At 73.4% G+C, this 23,351-nt stretch carries 22 protein-coding genes; 9 read left to right on the top strand and 13 right to left on the bottom strand.

Going from position 1 to position 23,351, the window contains the following annotated elements:
- From ACIQFX_RS06075 to ACIQFX_RS06090, 4 genes are read right to left on the bottom strand one after another with little or no spacing between them, the layout of a single operon-like run.
- Positions 1 to 969 (bottom strand): NADH-quinone oxidoreductase subunit H, encoded by a 969-nt coding sequence (locus ACIQFX_RS06075; protein ID WP_402459274.1) that lies wholly within the window; start codon positions 967 to 969, stop codon positions 1 to 3.
- Complete coding sequence (locus tag ACIQFX_RS06080; RefSeq protein ID WP_402459275.1) at positions 966 to 2,339, bottom strand: NADH-quinone oxidoreductase subunit C; 1,374 nt, start codon at positions 2,337 to 2,339, stop codon at positions 966 to 968. The genes ACIQFX_RS06075 and ACIQFX_RS06080 overlap by 4 nt, the downstream gene beginning before the upstream one ends.
- Complete coding sequence (locus ACIQFX_RS06085; RefSeq protein WP_402459277.1) at positions 2,336 to 2,911, bottom strand: NADH-quinone oxidoreductase subunit B; 576 nt, start codon at positions 2,909 to 2,911, stop codon at positions 2,336 to 2,338. The genes ACIQFX_RS06080 and ACIQFX_RS06085 overlap by 4 nt, the downstream gene beginning before the upstream one ends.
- Positions 2,902 to 3,330: an NADH-quinone oxidoreductase subunit A gene (locus ACIQFX_RS06090; protein ID WP_402459278.1), complete on the bottom strand. Its 429-nt coding sequence runs from the start codon at positions 3,328 to 3,330 to the stop codon at positions 2,902 to 2,904. The genes ACIQFX_RS06085 and ACIQFX_RS06090 overlap by 10 nt, the downstream gene beginning before the upstream one ends.
- Before the next feature lie 135 nt (positions 3,331 to 3,465).
- Between ACIQFX_RS06090 and ACIQFX_RS06095 the strand changes: the two genes are divergently transcribed.
- The 5 genes from ACIQFX_RS06095 (at position 3,466) to ACIQFX_RS06115 (ending at position 10,469) form a co-directional block, all read left to right on the top strand.
- Positions 3,466 to 4,710, top strand: a complete 1,245-nt coding sequence (locus ACIQFX_RS06095; RefSeq protein ID WP_402459280.1) for a sensor histidine kinase — start codon at positions 3,466 to 3,468, stop codon at positions 4,708 to 4,710.
- A gap of 173 nt (positions 4,711 to 4,883) precedes the next feature.
- On the top strand, positions 4,884 to 6,170 hold the full coding sequence (locus ACIQFX_RS06100; RefSeq protein ID WP_402459282.1) for a sensor histidine kinase: 1,287 nt from the start codon (positions 4,884 to 4,886) through the stop codon (positions 6,168 to 6,170).
- Positions 6,171 to 6,536: 366 nt separating this feature from the next.
- Positions 6,537 to 7,208, top strand: coding sequence for a LuxR C-terminal-related transcriptional regulator (locus ACIQFX_RS06105; protein WP_402459284.1), 672 nt, complete (start codon positions 6,537 to 6,539; stop codon positions 7,206 to 7,208).
- Between the two features lie 269 nt (positions 7,209 to 7,477).
- Positions 7,478 to 9,415, top strand: coding sequence for a 2-oxoacid:acceptor oxidoreductase subunit alpha (locus ACIQFX_RS06110; protein WP_376487035.1), 1,938 nt, complete (start codon positions 7,478 to 7,480; stop codon positions 9,413 to 9,415).
- Positions 9,408 to 10,469, top strand: coding sequence for a 2-oxoacid:ferredoxin oxidoreductase subunit beta (locus tag ACIQFX_RS06115; RefSeq protein WP_402459286.1), 1,062 nt, complete (start codon positions 9,408 to 9,410; stop codon positions 10,467 to 10,469). The genes ACIQFX_RS06110 and ACIQFX_RS06115 overlap by 8 nt, the downstream gene beginning before the upstream one ends.
- Positions 10,470 to 10,520: 51 nt before the next feature.
- Here the strand turns inward: ACIQFX_RS06115 and ACIQFX_RS06120 are convergent, their stop codons facing one another.
- The 4 genes from ACIQFX_RS06120 to ACIQFX_RS06135 all read right to left on the bottom strand — a co-directional run bounded on the left by ACIQFX_RS06120 (position 10,521) and on the right by ACIQFX_RS06135 (position 16,303).
- Positions 10,521 to 12,701 carry a bifunctional serine/threonine-protein kinase/ABC transporter substrate-binding protein gene (locus tag ACIQFX_RS06120; RefSeq protein ID WP_402459288.1) on the bottom strand — a complete coding sequence of 727 codons (2,181 nt, stop codon included), beginning with the start codon at positions 12,699 to 12,701 and terminating at the stop codon, positions 10,521 to 10,523.
- Between the two features lie 2 nt (positions 12,702 to 12,703).
- Positions 12,704 to 14,959: a bifunctional serine/threonine-protein kinase/ABC transporter substrate-binding protein gene (locus ACIQFX_RS06125; protein ID WP_402459289.1), complete on the bottom strand. Its 2,256-nt coding sequence runs from the start codon at positions 14,957 to 14,959 to the stop codon at positions 12,704 to 12,706.
- Positions 14,956 to 15,807, bottom strand: a complete 852-nt coding sequence (locus tag ACIQFX_RS06130; protein WP_402459291.1) for a hypothetical protein — start codon at positions 15,805 to 15,807, stop codon at positions 14,956 to 14,958. The genes ACIQFX_RS06125 and ACIQFX_RS06130 overlap by 4 nt, the downstream gene beginning before the upstream one ends.
- Positions 15,808 to 15,892: 85 nt before the next feature.
- Entirely contained in the window at positions 15,893 to 16,303 is a 411-nt protein-coding gene (locus ACIQFX_RS06135; RefSeq protein WP_402459293.1) for a winged helix-turn-helix transcriptional regulator, read from the bottom strand.
- A 119-nt stretch (positions 16,304 to 16,422) separates the two neighbouring features.
- On the opposite strand from ACIQFX_RS06135, the gene ACIQFX_RS06140 reads away from it, so the two are divergent.
- Both ACIQFX_RS06140 and rarD read left to right on the top strand, forming a co-directional pair.
- Positions 16,423 to 17,289 carry an NAD(P)H-binding protein gene (locus tag ACIQFX_RS06140; protein WP_402459295.1) on the top strand — a complete coding sequence of 289 codons (867 nt, stop codon included), beginning with the start codon at positions 16,423 to 16,425 and terminating at the stop codon, positions 17,287 to 17,289.
- 98 nt (positions 17,290 to 17,387) lie between these two features.
- Positions 17,388 to 18,464, top strand: a complete 1,077-nt coding sequence (rarD, locus tag ACIQFX_RS06145) for an EamA family transporter RarD (protein WP_402459296.1) — start codon at positions 17,388 to 17,390, stop codon at positions 18,462 to 18,464.
- Positions 18,465 to 18,486: 22 nt separating this feature from the next.
- Here rarD and ACIQFX_RS06150 read toward each other — a convergent pair whose 3' ends face one another.
- The gene (locus tag ACIQFX_RS06150; protein ID WP_402459298.1) at positions 18,487 to 18,807 is read right to left on the bottom strand and encodes a DUF6401 family natural product biosynthesis protein; all 321 of its coding nucleotides are present in this window, start codon (positions 18,805 to 18,807) and stop codon (positions 18,487 to 18,489) included.
- A gap of 117 nt (positions 18,808 to 18,924) precedes the next feature.
- Between ACIQFX_RS06150 and ACIQFX_RS06155 the strand changes: the two genes are divergently transcribed.
- Positions 18,925 to 19,572 carry a DUF4291 domain-containing protein gene (locus tag ACIQFX_RS06155; RefSeq protein WP_402459299.1) on the top strand — a complete coding sequence of 216 codons (648 nt, stop codon included), beginning with the start codon at positions 18,925 to 18,927 and terminating at the stop codon, positions 19,570 to 19,572.
- On the opposite strand, the gene ACIQFX_RS06160 is transcribed toward ACIQFX_RS06155, so the two are convergent.
- A complete protein-coding gene (locus ACIQFX_RS06160) occupies positions 19,515 to 20,168 on the bottom strand; it encodes an NADPH-dependent F420 reductase (RefSeq protein ID WP_402459301.1) in 654 nt (217 codons plus the stop codon). The genes ACIQFX_RS06155 and ACIQFX_RS06160 overlap by 58 nt on opposite strands.
- A 128-nt stretch (positions 20,169 to 20,296) precedes the next feature.
- Positions 20,297 to 20,914, bottom strand: a complete 618-nt coding sequence (locus ACIQFX_RS06165) for a CGNR zinc finger domain-containing protein (RefSeq protein WP_402459303.1) — start codon at positions 20,912 to 20,914, stop codon at positions 20,297 to 20,299.
- A 30-nt stretch (positions 20,915 to 20,944) separates the two neighbouring features.
- On the opposite strand from ACIQFX_RS06165, the gene ACIQFX_RS06170 reads away from it, so the two are divergent.
- A complete protein-coding gene (locus ACIQFX_RS06170; RefSeq protein WP_402459592.1) occupies positions 20,945 to 21,403 on the top strand; it encodes a VOC family protein in 459 nt (152 codons plus the stop codon).
- 5 nt (positions 21,404 to 21,408) lie between these two features.
- Here ACIQFX_RS06170 and ACIQFX_RS06175 read toward each other — a convergent pair whose 3' ends face one another.
- Positions 21,409 to 21,963 (bottom strand): DUF1203 domain-containing protein, encoded by a 555-nt coding sequence (locus ACIQFX_RS06175; protein WP_402459305.1) that lies wholly within the window; start codon positions 21,961 to 21,963, stop codon positions 21,409 to 21,411.
- 69 nt (positions 21,964 to 22,032) lie between these two features.
- Positions 22,033 to 23,139 (bottom strand): hypothetical protein, encoded by a 1,107-nt coding sequence (locus ACIQFX_RS06180; RefSeq protein ID WP_402459307.1) that lies wholly within the window; start codon positions 23,137 to 23,139, stop codon positions 22,033 to 22,035.
- Between the last annotated feature and the right edge of the window lie 212 nt (positions 23,140 to 23,351).

A 23,351-nucleotide genomic window follows, 5' to 3' on the forward strand; every position in this document is an offset into this window, starting at 1 on the left:
TTACTGGATCGCCACCTTCACGATGCCGGTGAGTGCGATCTGTGCGAGCGCGAGCGGGACGAGGGTCGTCCAGGCCAGCTTCTGGAGCTGGTCCTCGCGCAGCCGCGGGTACGTCACCCGCAGCCAGATCACGACGAACGCGAGGACCGCGGTCTTGAGCAGGGTCCACACCCAGCCCAGGCCGTCGTCCCCGAAGGGGCCGTGCCAGCCGCCGAGGAACAGGACGGTGGTGAGACCGCACAGCACGACGATGCCCGCGTACTCGGCGAGCAGGAACAGGGCGAAGCGGAGGCCCGTGTACTCCGTGTACGCGCCGAAGATGATCTCCGAGTCGGCGACCGGCATGTCGAACGGCGGCCGCTGGAGCTCCGCGAGCCCCGCAACGAAGAACACGACCGCGCCGACGATCTGCCACGGCACCCACCACCACTCGAAGGCGTCCAGGACGCCGGGGATCGAGACGGTGCCGGCGGCCATCGCCACGGACGCGGCGGCCAGCAGCATGGGGAGTTCGTACGCGAGGAGCTGCGCGGCCGTCCGCAGACCGCCGAGCAGCGAGAACTTGTTCGCCGACGCCCAGCCCGCCATCAGGCTGCCGAGCACCCCGACGCCCATCACGGCCAGCGCGAAGAAGATGCCCGCGTCGACCACCTGGCCGACGGCGCCCTCACCGGGCCCGATCGGGATCACGACCAGCACCAGCAGGTACGGCAGGAGCGCGACGGCCGGCGCGAGCTGGAAGACCCGGCGGTCGGCCTCGGCCGGCACCACGTCCTCCTTCTGCGCGAACTTCACGCCGTCCGCGACCAGCTGCGCCCAGCCGTGGAACCCGCCCGCGTACATCGGGCCCAGCCGTCCCTGCATGTGCGCCATGACCTTGTGCTCCGTCTGCCCCACTACCAGTGGCAGCACCAGGAACACCGCGAGCAGGATCAGCAGCCGCAGGGCGACGTCGAGTGCGTCATTCACGCGGGATCGCCTCCGGCGGGGTCGGTCGGTTCGTTGCCGCCCTTCGGGGCGGGGGGTTCGTCGCCGCCTTTCGGGGCGGTCGGTTCGTCGGACGGGGTGTCGGACGGCTTGTCGGACGGCTTGTCGGACGGCTTGTCGGACGGTTTGTCGGACGGTTTGTCGGACGGTTTGGCGTCCGCCTCGGCCTGCGGCCCGGGCTCGTCGGCCGGGGCGGCCGGTTCGTCGTCGAAGGCCGGGCGGGCGTGGTGCCACGGGGCGTCCGAGCTGCGGGTGCGCGGGGTGGCCGGGGCGGCGCCCTCCGTGCGGGGGGTCTGGCTGGCCGAGCCGTCGGCCGCCGAGCGGGAGCGGCGCGGCGGACGGGCCGCCGGGGTCTCGGGGGCCGCGTCCGGAGCCGGGGACGGAGGTGCGGGGGTCTGGCTGACCGAGCCCTCCGACACGGAGCGGGAACGCCGGGGCGGGCGGGCCACCGGGGCCTCGGGGGCCGCGCCCGGCTCCGGGGCGTCCGGGGCCGCGGCGGGCGCCTGGCTGGCGGAGCCCTCCGTCACCGAGCGCGAGCGGCGCGGCGGGCGGGCCACCGGGGCCTCGGGGGCCGCGCCCGGAGCCGGAGCGCCGGTCGACGTCCCGCCGGGGGCGGGTGTCCCGGCCTCGGGAGCAGGCGTCCCGGCCTCGGGGGTCGGGGTCGCCGGGGTCTGGCCGGCGGAGCCTTCCGTGACCGAGCGGGCGCGGCGGGCGGGGCGGTCGCCGGCCGCGGCGCGGGCCGGGCGGTCGCCGGCGGCGCGGGTGGGGGCCGGGGGGAGCTGGCCCTTGAGGGGGCCCCACTCGTTGGGGTCGGGGACGCCGGGGGGCAGCATCTGGCGGCGCTTGGGGCCGCCGTCGTGGGACTCGCCCGGCTCCTTGGCGCCGGGCCAGGCCTTGGCGACGCGGGCGGCGAGGACGAAGTCCTTGCGGAGGGGGTGGCCCTCGAAGTTCTCGGGGAGGAGGAGGGGAACGAGGTGGGGGTGGCCGGCGAAGTCGACGCCGAACATCTCGTGGGTCTCGCGCTCGTGCCAGCCGGCGCCCGCGTACACCTCGATCGCCGTCGGCAGGACGGGCGCGGAGTGCGGGACCGTCGTACGGAGGAGGAGGCGGCGGGGACGGCCGCCGGCGAGGGACACCACGTGCGCGCACACGCGGAAGCCGGTGCCCGGCTCGTCGACCGCGCTCAGCCAGTCGAAGAAGGTGCAGCCCAGCGCGTCGCGGGCGGTGGTGAGGGCGGCGATCCAGGACGCCGGCGGGACGTCGACGGTCAGCAGGTCGTACGCCTGCTCCGCCGTCGCCTCCTCGCCGAAGACCTCCGTCACGGCGCCGGGGAGGGAGTCGTACGCGCTCATGCGGTGCCTCCCGGCGGCGGGACCAGGGGGCTCGTCAGCTGGGAGACGGAGGCGGCGGTGGCGTACCGCTCGGCCAGGTTCTCCCGGGCGATCTTCTCCTGGAGCTTGAGGATGCCCTGGAGCAGCGCTTCGGGGCGGGGCGGGCAGCCGGGCACGTACACGTCGACGGGGATGATCTGGTCGACGCCCTTGGTGACGGAGTACGAGTCCCAGTAGGGGCCGCCGCAGTTGGAGCAGGCACCGAAGGAGATGACGTACTTCGGCTCGGGCATCTGCTCGTAGAGGCGCTTCACGGCCGGGGCCATCTTGTCCGTCACCGTGCCGGAGACGATCATCAGGTCGGCCTGGCGGGGGCCGGGCGCGAAGGGGATCACGCCGAGCCGGATGAAGTCGTGCCGGGCCATCGACGCGGCGATGAACTCGATCGCGCAGCAGGCGAGGCCGAAGTTGAAGACCCACAGGCTGTAGCGGCGGCCCCAGTTCAGGACCACCTTCATGGGCTCGGGGGCCAGGCGGGCGAGCGGCCCCAGTTTCGGAGCGGGCACGGGTACGGGGAGCGGTGTTACGTCCATGCCAGGACGCCCTTCTTGTACGCGTAGAGCAGCCCCACGGCCAGGAAGCCGAGGAAGACGAACATCTCGACCAGGGTCGCGGCGCCGTAACCGGGCGCGGCGAAGACCGTCGCCCAGGGGAAGAGGAAGATCGAGTCGACGGCGAAGACGACGTAGAGGAAGGCGTACACGTAGTAGCGGACCTGGGTGTGCGCCCAGCCCTCCCCCACGGGGTCGACGCCGCACTCGTACGTGAGGAGCTTCTCGGGCGTCGGCACGACCGGCCTGAGCAGCTTGTTGGCCGTGAACGCCACGGTCACGAAGAGCACGCCGACGACGGCGAGCAGGCCGACGACGGAGTACGTCTGGAAGTAGTCCGCCGCGTCGGCCGCGACAACGGTCGGTTCCCGCACGTCCGCCCCTCGGTCTCGGTGTCTCATGAGTCACTTCTGTACGGACGCGAGTGTAGGCCCTGCTAAAGGGACCGTAAGCAGTCGCGGGTGGGGATAACCCCCCTCCCCCTCACCCACCTCCCCCATGGCATCGCGCCCTCCCCGACCGGCACGCTGGGGACCATGAGCGCCGATCTTGATCCCGCCGAGTCCGCCAAGTCGACCGACTCCGCCGACTCCGCCGAGCCCGCCGAGCCCGCCGAGCCCGCCGAGCCCGTCGACTCCACCGATGCCCCTCGCCCGCCGCTCCGGTTCGCCTACGGGAAGGAGACCTGGAAGGAGATCGCCTTCCTCCTCTCCAACCTCTTCACCGCGGTGGCCGGATTCGTCTACGCGGTCGTGAGCGTCCTCCTCGGCGTGGGCCTCTCGGTCACCGTCGTCGGGCTCCCCCTGCTCGCCCTCGGGCTCGGCGGCGCGCGCCTGATCGGCCGCTCGGAACGCGCCCGCGCCCGCGGCCTGCTCGGCGTCCGCGTCCCCGAGCCGTCCCCGCTGCCCCGGCGCCGCGGCTTCTTCGCCTGGCTATGGACCTCCCTGAAGGACCCGGTGGCCTGGCGGACCCAGCTCTACGGGCTGATCCGGCTGCCCTGGGGGATCGTGACGTTCACCGTCGGCCTGGTCTCGCTGTTCGTCCTCTGGCCCGTCCTGCCGTTCCTCGCCCGCGGCCTCTCCCACGCCGACCGCGCCATGGTCCGGGGGCTGCTCTCCCCCTCCGACGAGCTGGAGCGGCGCATCGCCGAACTCGAGTCGGACCGCGGCGTCGTCGTCGACACCGCCGCCGCCGACCTGCGGCGCATCGAACGCGACCTCCACGACGGCGCCCAGGCCCGGCTCGTCGCCCTCGCCATGGGCCTCGGCCTCGCCAAGGAGAAGCTGCTCGACGACCCGGAGGCGGCCGCGGCGATGGTCGACGAGGCGCACGGCGAGGTCAAACTCGCCCTCCAGGAACTCCGCGACCTCGCCCGCGGCATCCACCCCGCCGTCCTCACCGACCGCGGCCTCGACGCCGCCCTCTCCGCCGTCGCCTCCCGCTGCACCGTGCCGGTGAAGGTCGGCGTCGACCTCGCGGAGCGGCCCGCCGAGGCCATCGAGGGCATCGCCTACTTCACCGTCTCCGAACTCCTCCAGAACGTCTCCAAGCACGCCCGCGCCCGCTCCGCCTCCGTCGACGTCCGGCGCGCCGACGACCGGCTCCTCCTCCAGGTCCGCGACGACGGCGCCGGCGGCGCCCGCCTCGACGGCGGCACGGGCCTCGCCGGACTCGCCGAACGACTCGGCGCCGTCGACGGCCTCCTCGTCCTCGACTCCCCCGACGGCGGCCCGACGACGGTCACGGCGGAACTGCCGTGGCGGTCGCGACCGGGGACGTGAGGGGCGGGCGCGCACGCGTGGACCCACGGCACCGGCTCCCCCGCCCCTCCGGGTAGGGAAAACCCCCGCCCGTAGAGGCCCACCCGCCTCATGGTCCGGATCGTGGCGGGGCGGAAGGCTGGGAGACGTACCGCCGGACCTGTCCGAGCATCCTGAGTAGAGAAGGACGACCGATGGCCTCCCCCCGTCTTCCCGCCGCGATCCGCGCGCCGTTCGAGGCCCGCACCTGGCGCGCCGTCGGCTACGTGCTGATCGGGCTGCCGCTCAGCGTCTGCTGGTTCTCACTGTCCGTCGCGTTCGTGTCGGCCGGTGCGGGGCTGCTCATCACGTTCCTCGGGGTGCCGATCCTCGCCGGGGCGCTCGCGATGAGCCGGGGCTTCGGCGCCGTGGAACGGGCCCGGGCGCGCGGTCTGCTCGGGCACGACGTGGACGCGCCGGAGCCGGTGCGCGGCCGGACCGGCGGGGCGTTCTCGTGGATGGGGGCCATGCTGAAGAGCGGAGCGTCCTGGCGGCACCTGCTGTACGCGGTCGTGCACATGCCGTGGGCGGTGTTCTCGTTCTCCGTGACGGTGGCCCTCTGGACCTGGGGCTGGAGCCTCTTCACGTACCCGCTGTGGCAGTGGGTCTTCCCCACCTGGGTGGGACAGGACGGCATCCAGCTGTACGGCGACGCCACCCACTCCTTCTACCTCGACGCGCCCTTCGAGATCGCCGTCACCAGCCTCGTCGGCCTCGTCTTCGTCCTCATCGGCCCCTGGGTGCTGCGCGGACTCGTCTCCGTCGACCGGCTCCTCGTCACCGGACTCCTCGGCCCCTCCCGGCTCGCCTCCCGCGTCACCGAACTGGAATCCGACCGCGGAGTCGTCGTCGACACCGCCGCCGCCGACCTGCGGCGCATCGAACGCGACCTCCACGACGGCGCCCAGGCCCGGCTCGCCGCGCTCGCCATGGACCTGGGGCTCGCCAAGGAGAAACTCGCCCAGGACCCCCGGGCGGCGGCCGTCCTCGTCGACGAGGCGCACGGCGAGGTCAAACTCGCCCTCCAGGAACTCCGCGACCTCGCCCGCGGCATCCACCCCGCCGTCCTCACCGACCGCGGCCTCGACGCCGCCCTCTCCGCCGTCGCCTCCCGCTGCGCCGTCCCCGTCTCCGTCTCCGTCGACCTCCCCGCCCGCCCCGTACCCGCCATCGAGGGCATCGCCTACTTCACCGTCTCCGAACTCCTCCGCAACGTCACCTCGCACGCCCGCGCCCGGCGCGCCTGGGTCGACGTCTGGCGCAGCGGCGACCGCCTCATGATCCAAGTGCGCGACGACGGTGTCGGCGGTGCCGAGGTCTCCGCCGGTCACAGCCTCGCCGCGCTCTCCGCCCGCGTCGGCGCCGTCGACGGCGTCCTCGCCGTCGCCTCGCCTCCCGGCGGGCCCACTGCGGTGACGGCCGAGCTGCCCTGGCGCGCGTAGCCCTCGGCGGGCGGCGCCCCTGGGCCGCCCCGACTCCACCCGGAGCTGTGTACGGGCTCCACCCAGGGGCCCTGAGCGGGTGCGGGTTCGGGCGCGGAAGCCTGGGCCCGGCAAGGGGCGCCGTCCGTTGTGCCCACCCGTCCCGCCCCTGGCGGACGATTGCCCACAACGCGGGTGGGCCAGGCGTACCCGAGGGGTGGGTGGCGGCCCAGCGGGGGGCGCGCCCGCAAGGGGCGGTGGGGGCACGCCTCGGTGGGGTGGAGGGGTGTAGCCGGGGCGCGGGGGCATCGGTGCGGTGGGAGTGCGGGGCGGGGCGGGGCGGGCGGTGACATGCTGGGGGGGTAGTCGGGTGCGGGAGTGGGGGGCGTGGTGGAGCGGGTTCGGGTGGTCATCGCGGAGGATTCGGTGCTGCTGCGGGAGGGACTGACGCGGCTGCTGACGGATCTGGGGCACGAGGTCGTCGCGGGGGTGGGGGACGGCGAGGCACTGGTGGAGACGGTGGCCGGTCTCGCGGGTGAGGGCGCACTGCCGGACGTGGTGGTGGCGGACGTGCGGATGCCGCCGACGCACACGGACGAGGGCGTGCGGGCGGCGGTGCGGTTGCGGAAGAAGCACCCGGGACTGGGTGTGCTCGTGTTGTCGCAGTACGTGGAGGAGCAGTACGCCACCGAACTGCTGGCCGGTTCCAGCCGGGGTGTGGGGTATCTGCTGAAGGACCGGGTCGCGGAGGTCCGGGAGTTCGTGGACGCGGTGGTGCGGGTGGCCGGGGGCGGTACGGCCCTGGACCCGGAGGTGGTGCAGCAGCTGCTGGGGCGGAGCCGTCAGCAGGACGTGCTGGCGAACCTGACCCCGCGGGAGCGGGAGGTCCTGGGTCTGATGGCGGAGGGCCGGACGAACTCGGCGATCGCGAAGGCGCTGGTGGTGAGCGACGGCGCGGTGGAGAAGCACATCAGCAACATTTTCCTGAAGCTGGGCCTTTCCCCGAGTGACGGTGATCATCGCCGGGTACTTGCGGTGTTGACGTATCTGAAGTCCTGATCATCTGACACCCTGTCAGATAACCTGGTCCTAGACCCAAGGGATGAGACGGAAGGTGACTTTCCGGAACACTCCGGGTGGCGACAGAACGTGACGATTCAGGGCAAGAGGGCGTCTCAAAAAGAGGTCCGTCATACGAGAAGTCCCGGGAGGGCCCTCCCTGCCGTCGTAGGGTGGGCCTCGGGACGGGCGGTGATCCACCGGCCGTGTCCCGAGCCTTCTCCCGCCTCCGGCGGAGAGTCCCCTTGCCGCGAGGGAGGTCCAGTTCAGTGACCAGCCAGGTCAGTAGCGAGGCCGGTGAGGCCCTGCTCGGGGAGCAGCGCAGCGCCCCGGCGACGTCGCACCACGGCACCGAGAAGGAAGTGCGCCGGCTCGACCGGGTGATCATCCGCTTCGCGGGCGACTCCGGTGACGGCATGCAGCTCACGGGTGACCGGTTCACCTCGGAGACGGCGTCCTTCGGGAACGACCTCTCCACGCTGCCGAACTTCCCGGCCGAGATCCGGGCACCCGCCGGGACCCTGCCGGGCGTCTCGTCCTTCCAGCTGCACTTCGCGGACCACGACATCCTGACGCCGGGCGACGCCCCGAACGTGCTGGTCGCGATGAACCCCGCCGCGCTGAAGGCCAACATCGGGGACGTGCCGCGCGGCGGCGAGATCATCGTCAACACCGACGAGTTCGCCAAGCGCGCCATGGCCAAGGTCGGCTACGCGACCTCGCCCCTGGAAGACGGCTCCCTGGACGCGTACCACGTGCATCCGGTGCCGCTGACGACGCTGACGATCGAGGCGCTCAAGGAGTTCGGCCTGTCCCGGAAGGAGGCCGAGCGGAGCAAGAACATGTTCGCGCTCGGGCTGCTCTCGTGGATGTACCACCGCCCCACCGAGGGCACCGAGACCTTCCTGCGCCAGAAGTTCGCGAAGAAGCCGCAGATCGCCGAGGCCAACGTGGCCGCCTTCCGGGCCGGCTGGAACTTCGGCGAGACCACCGAGGACTTCGCCGTCTCCTACGAGGTCGCCCCCGCGACCCGGGCCTTCCCCACCGGCACGTACCGCAACATCTCGGGGAACCTGGCCCTCTCCTACGGGCTGATCGCCGCGGGCCGCCAGGCGGACCTGCCGCTCTACCTCGGCTCGTACCCGATCACCCCCGCCTCGGACATCCTCCACGAGCTGTCCAAGCACAAGAACTTCGGCGTGCGCACCTTCCAGGCCGAGGACGAGATCGCCGGCATCGGCGCCGCGCTCGGCGCGGCCTTCGGCGGCTCCCTCGCGGTGACGACGACGTCCGGCCCCGGCGTGGCGCTCAAGTCCGAGACCATCGGCCTGGCCGTCTCCCTGGAGCTGCCGCTGCTGATCGTCGACATCCAGCGCGGCGGCCCGTCCACCGGCCTGCCGACCAAGACGGAGCAGGCCGACCTCCTCCAGGCCATGTACGGCCGCAACGGCGAGGCCCCGGTCCCGGTCGTGGCCCCCAGGACCCCCGCGGACTGCTTCGACGCGGCCCTGGAGGCCGCCCGGATCGCGCTCACCTACCGCACCCCGGTCTTCCTCCTCTCCGACGGCTACCTCGCCAACGGCTCCGAGCCCTGGCGGATCCCGGAGGTCGAGGAGCTCCCCGACCTGCGGACCCTGTTCGCCACCGGCCCGAACCACACGCTCGACGACGGCACCGAGGTCTTCTGGCCGTACAAGCGCGACCCCGAGACCCTCGCCCGCCCGTGGGCCGTGCCCGGCACCCCGGGCCTCGAACACCGCATCGGCGGCATCGAGAAGCAGGACGGCACGGGCAACATCTCGTACGACCCCGCCAACCACGAGTTCATGGTCCGCACCCGCCAGGCCAAGATCGACGGCATCGACGTCCCCGACGTCGAGGTCGACGACCCGGACGGCGCGAGCACCCTGGTCCTCGGCTGGGGCTCCACCTACGGCCCGATCACGGCGGCCGTCCGCCGCCTCCGGGTCGCCGGCAAGCCCATCGCCCAGGCCCACCTGCGCCACCTCAACCCCTTCCCGAAGAACCTCGGCGAGGTCCTGAAGCGGTACGAGAAGGTCGTCGTCCCCGAGATGAACCTCGGCCAGCTCGCCACCCTCGTCCGGGCGAAGTACCTCGTCGACGCCCGCAGCCACACCCAGGTCAACGGCATGCCGTTCAAGGCCGAGCAGCTCGCCGCCGCCCTCAAGGAGGCCATCGATGCCTGAGCCCACGGAGACCCTGCTCAGCCTGGTCCCCAAGGCCGAGGCGCAGCAGACCATGAAGGACTTCAAGTCCGACCAGGAGGTCCGCTGGTGCCCCGGCTGCGGTGACTACGCCGTGCTCGCCGCCGTCCAGGGCTTCATGCCCGAACTCGGCCTGGCGAAGGAGAACATCGTCTTCGTCTCCGGCATCGGCTGCTCCTCCCGCTTCCCGTACTACATGAACACCTACGGGATGCACTCCATCCACGGCCGCGCCCCGGCCATCGCCACCGGTCTCGCGACCTCCCGCCGGGACCTGTCGGTGTGGGTCGTCACCGGCGACGGCGACGCCCTCTCCATCGGCGGCAACCACCTGATCCACGCCCTGCGCCGCAACGTGAACCTCAAGATCCTGCTCTTCAACAACCGGATCTACGGCCTCACCAAGGGCCAGTACTCCCCCACCTCCGAGATCGGCAAGATCACCAAGTCGACCCCGATGGGCTCCCTGGACGCGCCCTTCAACCCGGTGTCGCTGGCCCTCGGCGCCGAGGCGTCGTTCGTCGCCCGGACCGTCGACTCGGACCGCAAGCACCTCACCGAGGTCCTCCGCCAGGCCGCCGCCCACGACGGCACCGCGCTCGTCGAGATCTACCAGAACTGCAACATCTTCAACGACGGCGCCTTCGAGGTCCTCAAGGACAAGGACCAGGCCGAGGAGGCCGTGATCCGGCTGGAGCACGGGCAGCCGATCCGCTTCGGCGCCGACGGCTCGAAGGGCGTCGTCCGCGACCCGGTCACCGGCGACCTCCAGGTCGTCACCGTCACCCCTTCGATCGAGTCGCGGATCCTCGTCCACGACGCCCATGCCGCCACCCCCACGACGGCCTTCGCGCTCTCGCGGCTCGCGGACCCGGACACCCTCCACCAGACCCCCATCGGCGTCTTCCGGTCCGTCGAACGACCCGTCTACGACACCCTGATGGCCGAACAGCTGGAGACCGCCGTCGAACGGCACGGCAAGGGCGACCTGGGCCGGCTCCTCGCCGGCAACGACACCTGGACGGTCGTCGGCTGACCCGTCCGTACGGCGTCGGGGCCCGGTCCGTGAACACGGACCGGGCCCCTTTCACGCGTGCTTCGCCGCCTCGTCGAACTTCCCGAGGCATCGGGGCACTCCGCCCTTCACCTGCCAGAGGTAGAGGCCCACGAGGGCCGTGGTCGTGTTCTTGGTCGTCCGGGCCAAGTACGTCTTGACGATCCCTACGTACGGAGTCGCCAGCATGCTGTTGATGACGCCCGACGCGGCCGACTCCGCGTGGTTCACGGCCGCAGTGCGCAGTGCCTGGAGCGCCCAGTTGGTGACGTCGTACGCCTCCGTCGCGAACCGGTCGACCGGGGTCGTGCCGGAGAGGCCCCAGCGCTTCCGGTACGCGGCCGCGAACTTCCGTGCCTCCGGCAGCACATCGGGGTCGACGTAACCCGTGCCGAAGTACCAGCCTTCGGCGGCCGGGCCGGCGACGGCGAGGAACTCCGGCTCGAGCACGTACTCGACGGTGCCGCAGGGGCCCCGGTACCCCTGCTCGCGCAAGGCCCTGGCGCACAGGGCGGCCCGGCGCGGCGACATCCCCGCGTAGATCACGCCCTGCGGGTCGGTCGCGAGGGCGGCCCGTACGGCGGGACCGAAGTCCTCGCTGTCCGCCTCGACGGGGTGCGAGGTCACCACCCCGCCCTTGTCTCCCGACGGCGGGTACTCGTTCAAGCTCTTGACGGCGTACCAGCTGTACCGGCCCGCGGCCCGGTCCTCCACGATGGCGGTCCGGACGGCTCCTTGAGCAGTGAGGTAGCGGCCGAAGGGCACGGTCATCAGGTCGTGGAGGGGGCGCGGCTGGAAGTACGTCACCCTGGTGTCCTGCCCCTCGATCCGGTCGATCGAGACATCGGCAATGACACTCGCCAATGCCGTCCGGCGGCGGACGAGTTCGTTCCCCACGGCGATGGCGGTCGCAACCGTCGTCGGCCCCAGCACCCCCACCAGCGCGGGGTCCTTGAGCAGCGCGGCCGCCCCGGCCTTCGCCCGCTCCGGTTTCCCCCCGTCGTCCTCGACCCGGAGCCGCACGTCGAAGGGCCGGTCGGCGCGGGCGTTGAACTCCTCGACGGCCAGCCGGATGCCGCGCTCCTGGCCGCGCCCGTCCGACTTGGTGAGGCCGCTCAGGTCGGTGACGACGCCGAACGTGTAGGAGGCGAGGGGGCCGCCGGTACCGCCCGTACCCGTGCCCGTGCCGCCCGGCGAGCGGGTGAGCAGCCAGGCGGTGAGGCCGCCGGCGCCCGCGACGGCGGCGGCGGAGCCGGCCATGAGGACGCGGCGGCGCGAGATCCCCGGGGGCCGCTCCTCCTGGGTGAGCAAGGTCGGGTCGGCGACGGGCAGGTCGAGGACGCGGGTGGAGCGCTGGGCTATCAGGGCGGGCAGACCGGGTGGGAGCCAGTCGCCGGCGGGGCCGTCGGCCTCGCCGAGGGCCGCCCGTACCTCGGCGGCCGTGGGCCGGGCCGTCGGATCCTTGGCGAGGCAGGCGCCGACCAGCGGGAGCAGGGGGTCGGGTACGCCGTCGAGGTCGGGTTCCTCGTGGACGGTGCGGTAGACGACGGCCGCGACCGCGCCCGCGCCGAAGGGACGTTCGCCGGTGAGCGCGTAGGCGAGGACACAGCCCAGCGAGAAGACGTCGCTGGCCGGGCCGACCTCGCCCGCGCCGGTGACGCGGGCCTGTTCCGGAGCGAGGAAGCCGGGGGTGCCGATCATCGCGTCGGTGGCGGTCAGGGCGGTCGCGCCGGCGGAGCGGGCGATGCCGAAGTCGATGAGGCGGGGCCCGTCGAGGGCGAGGAGGACGTTGCCGGGCTTGACGTCGCGGTGGACGAGCCCGGCCTCGTGCATGTCGACGAGGGCCGAGGCGAGCCGGGCGCCCAGGGCCCGGACGGTCGGCTCCGGGAGGGCGCCGTGCAGGGCGACGGCCTCGGCGAGCGAGGGCCCGGGGACGTACTCGGTGGCGAGCCAGGGTTCGCGGGCCTCCGGGTCGGCGCCGAGGACGCGGACGACCCAGCGGCCGGTGATGCGCTCGGCGGCGCGGGCCTCGCGGCGAAACCGTTCTCGGAAGCCGGGGTCGGCGGCGTGCTCGGCGCGGATGAGCTTGAGCGCGGCGAGCGTCCCGCCGGCGGAACGGGCGAGGAAGACCACGCCCATGCCACCGGCGCCGAGCCGCCCGAGGAGCCGGTATCCGGCGAGGGTCGACGGGTCGGCCTTGCGGAGCGGCTGCACGGTCAGGCCTTCTTGTCGTTCTTCTCGGGCTTGTTCGGCAGCAGGGGCGCGGAGCCGATCGGCTTGTACGCGCCGTTCTGCACCGCGAAGACGAAGGTGCCGCCCATGCCCAGGTCGCCCTGCTCGTTGAAGTGGTAACCGCCCATCGCGCCGGTGTACTTCTGCTTGCGCAGCGCGGCCCACAGGCCCTTGCGGGCGGGCTTGCCGGCCGCCTTCGCCTGGGTCGTGAGCTGCTTGATCGTCATGGTGACGACGTCGTAGGACTCGCCCGCGTAGTACGCGGGGGCCGTTCCGTACCGCTTGCGGTGGGCGGCGACGAAGGCGGCGGCCGTCTTCTGGGTGGCGGGGTCGGCGACGGGCGCGCAGACGAACCAGCCCTCGGCGTCGGCCCCGCCCCGCTTGAGGAACTCCTGGCCGAAGACGGCCTGACCGGTGAACCTCGGTCCGGTGAAGCCGAGTTGGTTGAGGGCGCGGGCGGCGTGGACGGCGGTCTCGGTGACGCCGCAGTGGACGTACGCGTCCATGCCGGCGTCGATCATCTCGCCGAGCACGCGGCGGTACGCGGCGGCGTCGGCGCGGGCGGGGACGACCCGGAAGTGCGGGGCGATGCCGGCCTGTCCGAAGCCGAAGCGGACGCCGCCGGTGACCTGCCAGCTGTAGTGGTCCTCGGTCCGGTCCTCCAGGACTCCGGGGCGACGGATCCCGGGCAGCAGGGTGGCGGCGAAGGAGAGGTGGGTGCCCGCGCTGATGTGGTTCGGGACGGCGCGCAGGAACGTCTCGTTCTTCGCCGTGCCCGTGCGCATGGTGAGCAGGTTGTACCCGGCCGAGACCGTGATCAGCGGAAGCCCGGCCTCCTCGAAGGCGGGCATGGCGGCCTCGGCGACGGCGTCGCTGGTGGGGCCGAGGACGGCGAGGACCCCGGGGTTGGCGGTGAGGGCTCTGGCCGCCGCCAGGGCCCGGGCCCCGTCACCCCGGTCGTCGACGACCTTGAGGGCGAGGGTGAAGGGCTTGTCCTTGCGGGCGTTGAACTGCTCGACGGCCAGGCGCGCGCCGTTCTCCTGGGCGCGGCCGATCTCCTCGGTCGGCCCGGACAGGTCGGCGAGGACGCCGATGGTCCAGCTGGTGCGGGGCGGGACGGGCTTCTTGCCGCCGCCCTTGCCGTCCGTCCTGTCGTCGTCGCCGAGCCCGGCCCAGACGGCCGCCGCGCCGCCTCCGACGGCCAGCACGGCGGCGCCCGAGGCGAGCAGCAGGAAGCCGCGTCGGCTCTTCTCCGGGGCGGCCTGGCCGGTGGTGGCGCCCGCCTCCGTCACGTCGATCTCGGGGAGGGCGAGCATCCGCGCGGAGCGTTCGGCGATGGTCCGGACGACGGGGGCGGGCAGCCATTCGGTGCCGTCGCCGGGGCGGTCCTCGACGAGCCGGACGCCGATCTCGGCGGCGGTGGGGCGCGCGGCGGGGTCCTTGGCGAGGCAGGCGCGGACGAGGTCGAGCAGGCCTTCGGGTACGCCGGTGAGGTCGGGTTCGTCGTGGACGGTCCGGTACATCAGGGCGTCGACGGCGCCGGTGCCGAAGGGCGGGCGTCCGGTCGCCGCGTACGCGAGGAGGCAGCCGAGGGCGAAGACGTCGGCGGGCGGGCCGATGGCGTCGGTGCGGGCCTCGGCCTGTTCGGGGGCGAGGAAGCCGGGGGTGCCGACGACCATGTCGGTGGCGGTGAGCGCGGTCTCGCCGGTGGAGCGGGCGATGCCGAAGTCGATGAGGCGCGGTCCGTCGACGGCGAGGAGCACGTTGCCGGGCTTGACGTCCCGGTGGACGAGTCCGGCGGCGTGCACGGCGGCGAGGGCGCGGGCGACGGACCAGCCGAGGAGGCGGACGCTGCGCTCGGGCAGCGGGCCGTGGGCGGCAACGGCCTCGCCGAGGGAGGGACCGGCGACGAAGGCGGTGGCCATCCACGGTTCCGGGGCGTCCGGGTCGGCGCCGGTGACGGGGACGGCCCAGGGGCTGGAGACCCGGCGGGCGGCCTCGACCTCGCGGCGGAAGCGGGCCCGGAAGTCGGGCTGGTCGGCCTGGTCGGCGTGGGTGACCTTGACGGCGGCGAGTTCGCCGGCGGCGGTGCGGCCGAGGTAGACGACGCCCATGCCGCCGGCGCCGAGGCGGCCGAGGAGCCGGTAGCCCGCGATCGCCGACGGGTCGGAGGGCAGCAGCGGCTGGAGGGCGCCGGGCTCGGGGCGCCGGGGGCCGGACTGCGGGGTGGGGGTGCTCACGACTGGACCTCCAGCTGATCCTCGGCGCGTTGGAGCATGGTGACGAGGGCCTGGACCTGCGCCTGGGCCGTGCCGGTGGTGGTGGCGTCGCTCAACTCCTGGTAGCCGGGGGCGCCCTTGACGACGGTGGCGACGGTGATCTGGCCGAGCCGGGACTGGTACCAGCTGTAGGGCTGCTTCCCCTTCACGGCGTCGTTGAGGTAGAAGCCGCCCTCGCGGATGGAGTCGTGGGCGGTGGCGTTGCCGCCGACGCCGAAGGGGTTGCCGAGCGACATGAGTCCGGTGACGCGCTCGCCGTCGCGGAGCTTCTGGTCGGGGCAGTTCAGCGCCTCTTCGAGGGTGGAGGCCATCTCCCAGTCGGCGGCGGACTCGGTGCGGTGCACGGTGACGGTGGAGGCGACCCGCAGGACGCCCTTGCCGCCGGTCGCGGGGAGTTCGCTGTAGGCGGTGACGCTGGCGAGGACGTCGGCGGGCCGGGTGCCGCTCTCCCAGGAGCAGTTGGCGCCGAGGACGGGCCAGTAGTCCGGGTCGCTGAGGTACGGGGTGCGCTTGACGTAGCCGGGGGCCCAGGCGTCGGGCCCGGCGACGACGGCGAGGGCGAGGCGGCGGGCCTCGGCCTCGGTCTTCGGGGCGCGCTTCGGGTCCGGGGTGAAGTCGAGGGCGGTCGGGGTGGGCGCTGGGGCGGTGGTCGACGCCTCGGCGGTTCCCGGTGCGCTGCTCGCGCTCGTCCTCCCCTTGCCGTCGGGTCTCTTCCCGTCGCCGGGGCCGCCGGTGCAGCCGGTTGCGATCAGGCCGCCTGCCAGTACGGCGCAGCAGGCGTGCAGAAGTCTTCGGTCCGCGTACGCCACAGTTCCCCCACGGTCCTCACGGATTCGCCACGAACGGTGAGGAGATCGTACGGCCCGGCACCGACAACTCGCCTTGGTTACAACATCATTGGGACGGATCCGTGGCACGCTCGCGACGTGTCTCGTCGTAGCGGGCGCGGGCCTGCTCGACCTCGGGGACGCGCTGGTCGGTCCAGCGGGCGAGCTCCCAGACCTGGCGGGCGGCCTCCTCGCCGAGGGGGGTGAGGGAGTAGTCGACGCGGGGCGGGATGACGGGGTGGGCGTGGCGGTGGACGAAGCCGTCGCGTTCGAGGGTCTGGAGGGTCTGGGTGAGCATCTTCTCGCTGACGCGGCCGACGTGGCGGCGGAGCTCGCTGAAGCGGTAGGAGCGCTCGCGGAGCGCGATGAGGACGAGGACGCCCCAGCGGCTGGTGACGTGTTCCAGGACGAGGCGGGCGGGGCACATGGCGCCGTCGACGTCGGCGAGCAGGCCTTGCGGTTCCTTGCTTACTCCCATGCCAGTACCTTACCTCGACACCAGTACCTTACTTCAAGGTGGGTACTTACGAATGGTTAGCGCCCGACGTACGGTGAGTGCATCGCCCACCGCACCCCACGGGAAAAGGAAGCCACGCCATGAGCATCGTCGTCACCGGAGCCACCGGCCGGCTCGGCCGTCTCGTCATCGACGCCCTCCTCGCCACCGTCCCCGCCGAGTCCGTCGCCGCCGTCGTGCGGAACAAGGAGAAGGCGGCCGACCTCGCGGACCGGGGCGTCGAGCTGCGGATCGCCGACTACAGCCGGCCGGAGACGCTGGCCGGGGCCTTCGGGGCCGGCGACCGGGTGCTGCTGATCTCGGGCAGCGAGGTCGGGCGGCGGGTGCCGCAGCACGCCGCCGTGATCGACGCGGCCAAGGCGGCGGGGGTGGCCCAGCTCGCGTACACCGGCGTCCTCGGCGGGGACGACGCCGACTTCGACCTGGCGGCCGAGCACAAGGAGACCGAGCGGCTGATCCTCGCCTCCGGCCTGCCGTACACCTTCCTCCGCAACGGCTGGTACACGGAGAACTACACGGCGAACCTCGCCCCGGTGCTGGCCCACGGCGCCGTCGTCGCCAACGCCGGCGAGGGCCGGATCGCCTCCGCCGCCCGTGCCGACTACGCGGCCGCCGCGGCCGCCGTGCTGACCGGCCCGACCGAGGAGCACCTGGGCCGGGCGTACGAGCTGAGCGGCGACACCGCCTGGTCGCTGGCCGAGTACGCGGCCGAGGTCGCCGCCCGGTCCGGCCGGGAGATCGCGTACAGCAACGTCCCCGCCGAGGCGCACCTCGCGATCCTCACCGGCGCCGGCGTCCCGCAGGCCTTCGCCGAGATCCTGGTCGACGTCGACCGGGCCGTCGAGCACGGCGCGCTCGCCGTGCGGACCGGCGACCTGGCCCGCCTGATCGGCCGGCCGACCACCCCGATCGCCGTGACGATCAAGGAGGCCCTGGCCTCCGCGTGAGGTGGTCATGACCGTATCGCGGTACGGGCATGACAAGCGGCCCCGCGCGGCGCTACCTTCGACGGGACAGCGCGGCGCGGGGCAGGGCAGGAGGTCCGGTGAAGACGGATGACGAAGGACGAGCAGGATTGCTCTACGGGATCGGCGCCTACGCCATGTGGGGTCTGGTCCCGCTCTTCTGGCCGCTCCTGAAGCCCGCCGGGGCGGTCGAGATCCTCGCCCACCGGATGGTGTGGTCGCTGGTCTTCGTCGGCCTCGCGATGCTCGCGCTCCGCCGCTGGGGCTGGATCAGGGAGCTCCTGGGCAGCCCGCGCAAGCTCGGCATGATCACCGTGGCCGCCGCCGTCATCACGGTGAACTGGGGCCTCTACATCTGGTCCGTCAACACGGGCCACGTCGTCGAGGCCTCCCTCGGCTACTTCATCAACCCGCTCGTCACCATCGCCCTCGGCGTCCTCGTCCTGAAGGAGCGGCTGCGCCCGGCGCAGTGGGCGGCGGTCGGCGTCGGCCTCACCGCCGTCCTCGTCCTCGCGGTCGGGTACGGCCGGCCGCCGTGGATCTCGCTCACCCTCGCCTTCTCCTTCGCCGTCTACGGCCTGGTGAAGAAGAAGGTCAACATCGGCGGCCTGGAGTCGCTCGCCGCCGAGACCGCCGTCCAGTTCCTGCCCGCCCTCGGCTACCTGGTGTGGCTCGGGACGCAGGGCGACCTGGCCTTCGGCTCCCACGGCGCGGGCCACACGGCGCTGCTCGCCGCCACCGGCATCGTCACGGCGGTGCCGCTGGTCTGCTTCGGGGCGGCGGCCATCCGCGTACCGCTGTCGACGCTGGGCCTGCTCCAGTACCTGGCGCCGACCTTCCAGTTCCTGCTCGGCGTCGCCTACTTCCACGAGGCGATGCCGGCGGAGCGCTGGGCGGGCTTCTCGCTCGTCTGGCTGGCCCTGACGATCCTCACCTGGGACGCGCTGCGCACGGGCCGCCGGAGCAGGGCCGAGGTGGAGGCGGCGAAGGCCACGGCGGCGGCCGAGACGGTCGCGGCCGACGCCCAGGACGCGCACCGGGGTCCGCGCTCGGCGCCGACCCCGGACCCGGACCCGGCGCCGAGCGCCGGTCCGACCCCGAGCCCCGGTGCGACCCAGGACCCGGCTCCGGCTCCCTCCGCGCGGACGGGCGGCTGACCCCGGCCGGCCGGCTCTCCGCTCAGGCGGCCAGGAGGTCGTGCTCCCGGATGAGCCAGCAGACGGCGGTCAGCCGCAGGGTCGCGAAGTCGTGGCCGGCGGGCTCGGTCCACTCCGCCTCGGAGAGCCCGTCGGTGAACCCGAGGACGTAGTCGCCGAGCTCCTCGCGCCGTACGGCCCGGCGGCTCCCGGGACCCCGCTGGGCCGGGACCAGGGCGTCGCGCACGGCCGCCGCGTGCTGGTCGACGGCGGCCGCGAGCCACGGGTCGGAGGCGGCCTCCGCGAGCCGGGGCAGGTACGCGGCGGCGACGTCGATCAGCGGGCAGCCGGGCGATCCGTTCATCCCCCCAGATTAGGGGCGTAGGGGGATGTTCCGGCCGTGACGTCGGTCTCAGGGCGCACCCCCGGGGCCCGGAAATCCGGTGGCCCCGTCCGCCGGCCGCACCGCACCCTGGGGCCCATGGAAGAACCGAAGTACCGGATCCGGGCGCTCCACAGCCCGGACACCGTGACCGTCTACCAGGCCTACCGCCCCGGGATCGGGCTGCCGGCGGCCCGGGACGGTCGCTTTCCGGCCGCGTGGAAGCGGGACCGGATGACGTGGATCAAGCCGTCGTTCCTGTGGATGATGTACCGCTCCGGCTGGGGCGGGAAGGAGGGCCAGGAGACGGTCCTCGCCGTGGAGATCGCCCGCGAGGGCTTCGAGTGGGCCCTGCGGAACGCCTGCCTGTCGCACTACGCCCGCGGCTTCCACCCCGACCGGGCCACCTGGCAGCGGCGGTTGCGGGAGGCGCCGGCGCGCGTCCAGTGGGACCCGGAGCGCGACCTGTGGCTGCGGCCGCTGCCGCACCGGTCGCTCCAGCTCGGACTCTCGGGCGAGGCCTCCCGCGCGTACGCGGACGAGTGGACGGTCGCGATCACCGACGTGACCGCGCTCGCCCACGAGGTCCACGGCCTGGTCCGGGCCGGCGACCCGGAGGCCGCGGCCCGGCTGCTGCCCCGGGAGGAGCCGTATCCGGTGCCCGACGGCCTCCTCGGCCACCTGCTCGTTCAGGAACCGGCGACGGAGACCGAGAAGTTGAAGTCTCCGGTGCCGAGCACGCCGTAGAGCCGCAGCCAGAGCTGCATGAGCTGCTCGGTGGCGCGGGCGCTCGACAGGTCGCCGAGGTCGACGATCCGCTCGGCCGGCCAGCCGAAGGAGCCGAGCAGGTCGGCGACGACGGCCTTCGCGGCCGCGTCGTCGCCGCTGACGAAGACGTTGTGGGCGCCGGGGACCCGGTCGGGCTCGACCATGACCGTGTTGGTCATGGTGTTGAGCGTCTTGACGACGCGCGCCTCCGGGAACGCCTTCTGGAGCTGCTCGGCGAGGCTGCCGCCGTCGGGGGTGACGACCTTGGGCGGGAAGCCCTCGGAGAAGTCGAGGGCGTTGGACACGTCGACGAGGACCTTGCCCCGCAGGTTGTCGGCGCCCGCGGCCTGCAGGACGGCGAGCGAGACGAGGCCGCCGGTCGCGTTCACCACCAGCTCGGCGGGGGCGGCGGCGTCGGCGAACGTGCCGTGCCCGCCTCCGTGTTCCTCCGCCCACTTCACGGCCTCGGCGTTGTCCGCGGTGCGGGAGCCCATCGTGACCTCGTGGCCGAGCGAGACCAGCTTGGTGGCGAGGCGACGACCGACCTCGCCCGTTCCCAGTACGGCGATCTGCATGGACGTGCGCTCCTTCGGGGCGGGTGCACCGGCGGTTCCGGGAGCCCGACCCTACGTCCTGACGGTCGCGGACGCCGTCCCCTTCCGTCCCGGGACACGGACCGGCCGCCCACCGGCCTGCCGAAGCGTCAGCCCTCCCCCGTACGGGACCGGTGCGCGCGCACCTTGTGCCGGTTGCCGCACCGGTCCATCGAGCACCAACGGCGGCGCCCGGGGCGGGAGGTGTCGGCGAAGACCAGAAAGCAGTCGTCGGCGCCGCAGACCCGGATCCGGTCGGCGTGGGGCCCGGTGAACAGCTCGACCGCGTCCCGGGCGACGGTCGCCAGGAGCCCGGTCCCGGTGGCCCCCGGCGCCCATGCGCGCGTGCCGTCGGCGGTGACGGCGGCGACGAGGGGCGCCTCGGCCGCGGCGGCGTTGACGGCGGCCAGCTCCCCGGGCGCGGGCGGGGCGCCCTCGGCCCGGGCGAGGGCGAGCCCCCAGAGTGCGTCCCTGGTCCTCCGTACGGTCGCGAGCTCCGCGTCGGTGACGGCCAGGTCGAGTCCGGGGGCGAGCCGGCACTCCACGACCCAGTCGAGCAGGCCCTCGACGCGGTCGAGGACCTCGTACCGCGCGGCGGCGGGGCCGGGGCCGCCGGTGAGGAGGAGCTCCAGGCAGAGGGATCCGGCGTCGAAGCGGAAGTGCCGCCCGTCGCGGTGGAGCAGGGTCATTCCGGCGGATCCGGCGTTTCCCGTGGCGGCCTCGGTCATGTAACCACTATAACTGGTTACATGACCGCGATGCATTGGAAGCTCGTCCTCGACGCCGCCGACCCGCACGCCCAGGCCGCCTTCTGGGCGGCCGCCCTCGGCTACCTGGAGGAGGACCACGACGCCCACATCCGGGGCCTCCTCGACCTCGGGGCCGCCCCCGCCGAGGCGACCGTCACCCTCCACGAGGGCACCGACCGCGCCCGCCTCGGCTGGCGCGACCTCGCCGCCGTCCGCCACCCCGACGACCCGCACGACCCGGTGACGGGCGGCGGCAAGGGGCGCCGCCTCCTCATCCAGCGCGTCCCCGAGCCCAAGACCACCAAGAACCGCCTCCACCTGGACCTCCACCCGGCCCCCGGCACCCGCGACGACGAGGTCGAGCGGCTCGAAGCCCTCGGCGCCGCCGTCCTCCACCGCGTCGACGAGCCCTCCGGCTCCTGGGTCGTCATGACCGACCCCGAGGGCAACGAGTTCTGCGTCCACTGACCCCGTCAGGGCCGCCGCACCTCGAAGTGGAAGCACCCGTACTCCACGGCCCGGACGTGCACCAGGGCCACCGCCGGATCCGCGAACGCCTCCGCGAACGCCCGGTCGAACCCCTCGCGCGGCACCTCCGGGAGCTCCAGCAGCCGTCCGCCGACGATCCGCCCGCCCTCGTCGTACCGGCGGACGGCACGGAGCGCCCCGACCCGCTCGAAGGGATACGTCCCCGAGGGGGCCGGGCCCCCGCACTCCTCGGCGTGCACGAACACCGGCCCCTGCTCGTCGTACGCCCCCGGCTCGGCCCCCGTCTCCGCCGCCCACCGCCGCAGCGGCGCGTACGAGACCAGCGCGATCCGCTCACCCGGCACGGACGCCCGCAGACAGCAGCGCAACGGAGCCCCGCCCTCCGCGTCCACGTACGGCACGGGCACCCTCCCGGCATCGTCGGAGGCCCGCAACTCGGCGAGGACCGCAGTCGGGACGGGTCGCGCCGCGTACGCGGTCCCGGCGTCGATGCCGGTGCGGACCTGGGTTTCGGTGTCGATCTCGGTGTCGATGCTCATGCGTCCAGCGTCGCGCCCGGCGCCCCGCACCGCTGGCGCAATTCGGACACGGCGCTCGGCGCCCCTCCCTTACGCCCGCCGCACCGCCTGCGCCTCCGCACGCTCCACGGACGCCCGGCCGTGCGCGTGGACCAGGGCCAGGTGGAAGAGGGCCGGGGCCAGCGGAGCCCAGCGGTGGCGGCGTTCCGGGGACAGGAGGTAGCGCGTGACGTCGGCGGTGCGGAAGGGGACGTACTCGATGGTCTCGTGCTCCCACCGGTCCGCGACGCCCCTGCTCATGCGCGCCTGGAGCTGGTCGCCCGTCAGGTCGTTCAGGCGCGCGTAGAAGTGGGCGCTCCAGTGGCGCTTGCCGACGTCGAGGACGAAGGCGAGCAGCGTGAGCGTGTACTCGTGCGGCTCGATCGACAGCTCCTCGCGCATGCCGCGGCGGGCGACGGCGTGCAGGTCGGGGGCGTTGCGTCCGGCGGAGTCGATGTGGCGCGAGAGGCCCTCGTTGACGGAGGAGTTCCAGAGTCCCGGCGCCATCCGGACGCGCTCGCTGCGGCGGCTCACGACCAGGAGGTGGTCGGCGGTGACGACGGCGACGTTGGCGGCGAAGCTGCACTGGAGGAACGCGGGGGCGGCGAGCGGCGCGTCCGGGTCGAGGTAGCGGCCGCGCGGGGTGGTGCCGTCCGGGAGGCGGCGGTCGAGCTGCTGGGCGGCGAGGAAGGTGTAGTAGTCGGTGGGCCGCAGCCGCAGGTGGACCTCCGACTGCTCGTCGAGGGCGGTGCGGGTGACCTCGACGGACTCGACGGCGTACCGGGGCCCGTTCCAGACGGGCCTGCGCTCGCCGGCTTCGGCGGCGCGGTTCTCCTCGGCCTCGATCTCGGCCCGCCAGCCCTCCATCTCCTCCGGCAACTCGACCTCGCCGTCGAGCACTTGGACGTGGACGGATGCGGCGGCGATGGCGCGGTCGCCGTCGCCCTCGACGATGAGGGCGGGGGTGTGCAGCGGCCCGAGGGAGAACGTGGCCCAGGCGCGGCCCTGTTCCTGGCGGTAGGTGAGGCTGCGGACGACGCCGGCGGAGCGGCGGCGGACCTTGAACCACAGGTCCTGCGTCCACTGCTGGAAGAGGGTCGCGAAGACGACACCGAGAACAGCGCCGACGATTCCGTTACCGAGGTCTATTCCGTCCACGGGCAGCAGCGTAGGTCATGTTCACGTCCTGTCCGCTGAGCGAACGCACCTGACCGGTTTCCGCTCTTGACGTGGAGTCAAATTCTCGCTGAACATTCAGCACGCACAGCAGAACAACTGAACACCGCACATGCACTCGCTCAGCTCCAGCGCCTCGTGGCACCCAAGCCCGAGGCGTCTCGCACGTTCCGTCCCATCCCCGTTCGGAATCC

Origin of the sequence: Streptomyces sp. NPDC093089 (assembly GCF_044754405.1) — a bacterium.
Taxonomy (GTDB): Bacteria; Actinomycetota; Actinomycetes; order Streptomycetales; family Streptomycetaceae; genus Streptomyces.

Bases quoted from the DNA above. Each gene is read 5' to 3' on its own strand.
- ACIQFX_RS06170 (WP_402459592.1), top strand. From the start codon at position 20,945: ATGCATTGGAAGCTCGTCCTCGACGCCGCCGACCCGCACGCCCAGGCC.
- ACIQFX_RS06085 (WP_402459277.1), bottom strand. From the start codon at position 2,911: ATGGACGTAACACCGCTCCCCGTACCCGTGCCCGCTCCGAAACTGGGG.
- ACIQFX_RS06140 (WP_402459295.1), top strand. From the start codon at position 16,423: ATGAGCATCGTCGTCACCGGAGCCACCGGCCGGCTCGGCCGTCTCGTC.
- ACIQFX_RS06095 (WP_402459280.1), top strand. From the start codon at position 3,466: ATGAGCGCCGATCTTGATCCCGCCGAGTCCGCCAAGTCGACCGACTCC.
- ACIQFX_RS06160 (WP_402459301.1), bottom strand. From the start codon at position 20,168: ATGCAGATCGCCGTACTGGGAACGGGCGAGGTCGGTCGTCGCCTCGCC.
- ACIQFX_RS06135 (WP_402459293.1), bottom strand. From the start codon at position 16,303: ATGGGAGTAAGCAAGGAACCGCAAGGCCTGCTCGCCGACGTCGACGGC.
- ACIQFX_RS06080 (WP_402459275.1), bottom strand. From the start codon at position 2,339: ATGAGCGCGTACGACTCCCTCCCCGGCGCCGTGACGGAGGTCTTCGGC.
- ACIQFX_RS06150 (WP_402459298.1), bottom strand. From the start codon at position 18,807: ATGAACGGATCGCCCGGCTGCCCGCTGATCGACGTCGCCGCCGCGTAC.
- ACIQFX_RS06090 (WP_402459278.1), bottom strand. From the start codon at position 3,330: ATGAGACACCGAGACCGAGGGGCGGACGTGCGGGAACCGACCGTTGTC.
- ACIQFX_RS06175 (WP_402459305.1), bottom strand. From the start codon at position 21,963: ATGAGCATCGACACCGAGATCGACACCGAAACCCAGGTCCGCACCGGC.
- ACIQFX_RS06165 (WP_402459303.1), bottom strand. From the start codon at position 20,914: ATGACCGAGGCCGCCACGGGAAACGCCGGATCCGCCGGAATGACCCTG.
- ACIQFX_RS06155 (WP_402459299.1), top strand. From the start codon at position 18,925: ATGGAAGAACCGAAGTACCGGATCCGGGCGCTCCACAGCCCGGACACC.
- ACIQFX_RS06100 (WP_402459282.1), top strand. From the start codon at position 4,884: ATGGCCTCCCCCCGTCTTCCCGCCGCGATCCGCGCGCCGTTCGAGGCC.
- ACIQFX_RS06115 (WP_402459286.1), top strand. From the start codon at position 9,408: ATGCCTGAGCCCACGGAGACCCTGCTCAGCCTGGTCCCCAAGGCCGAG.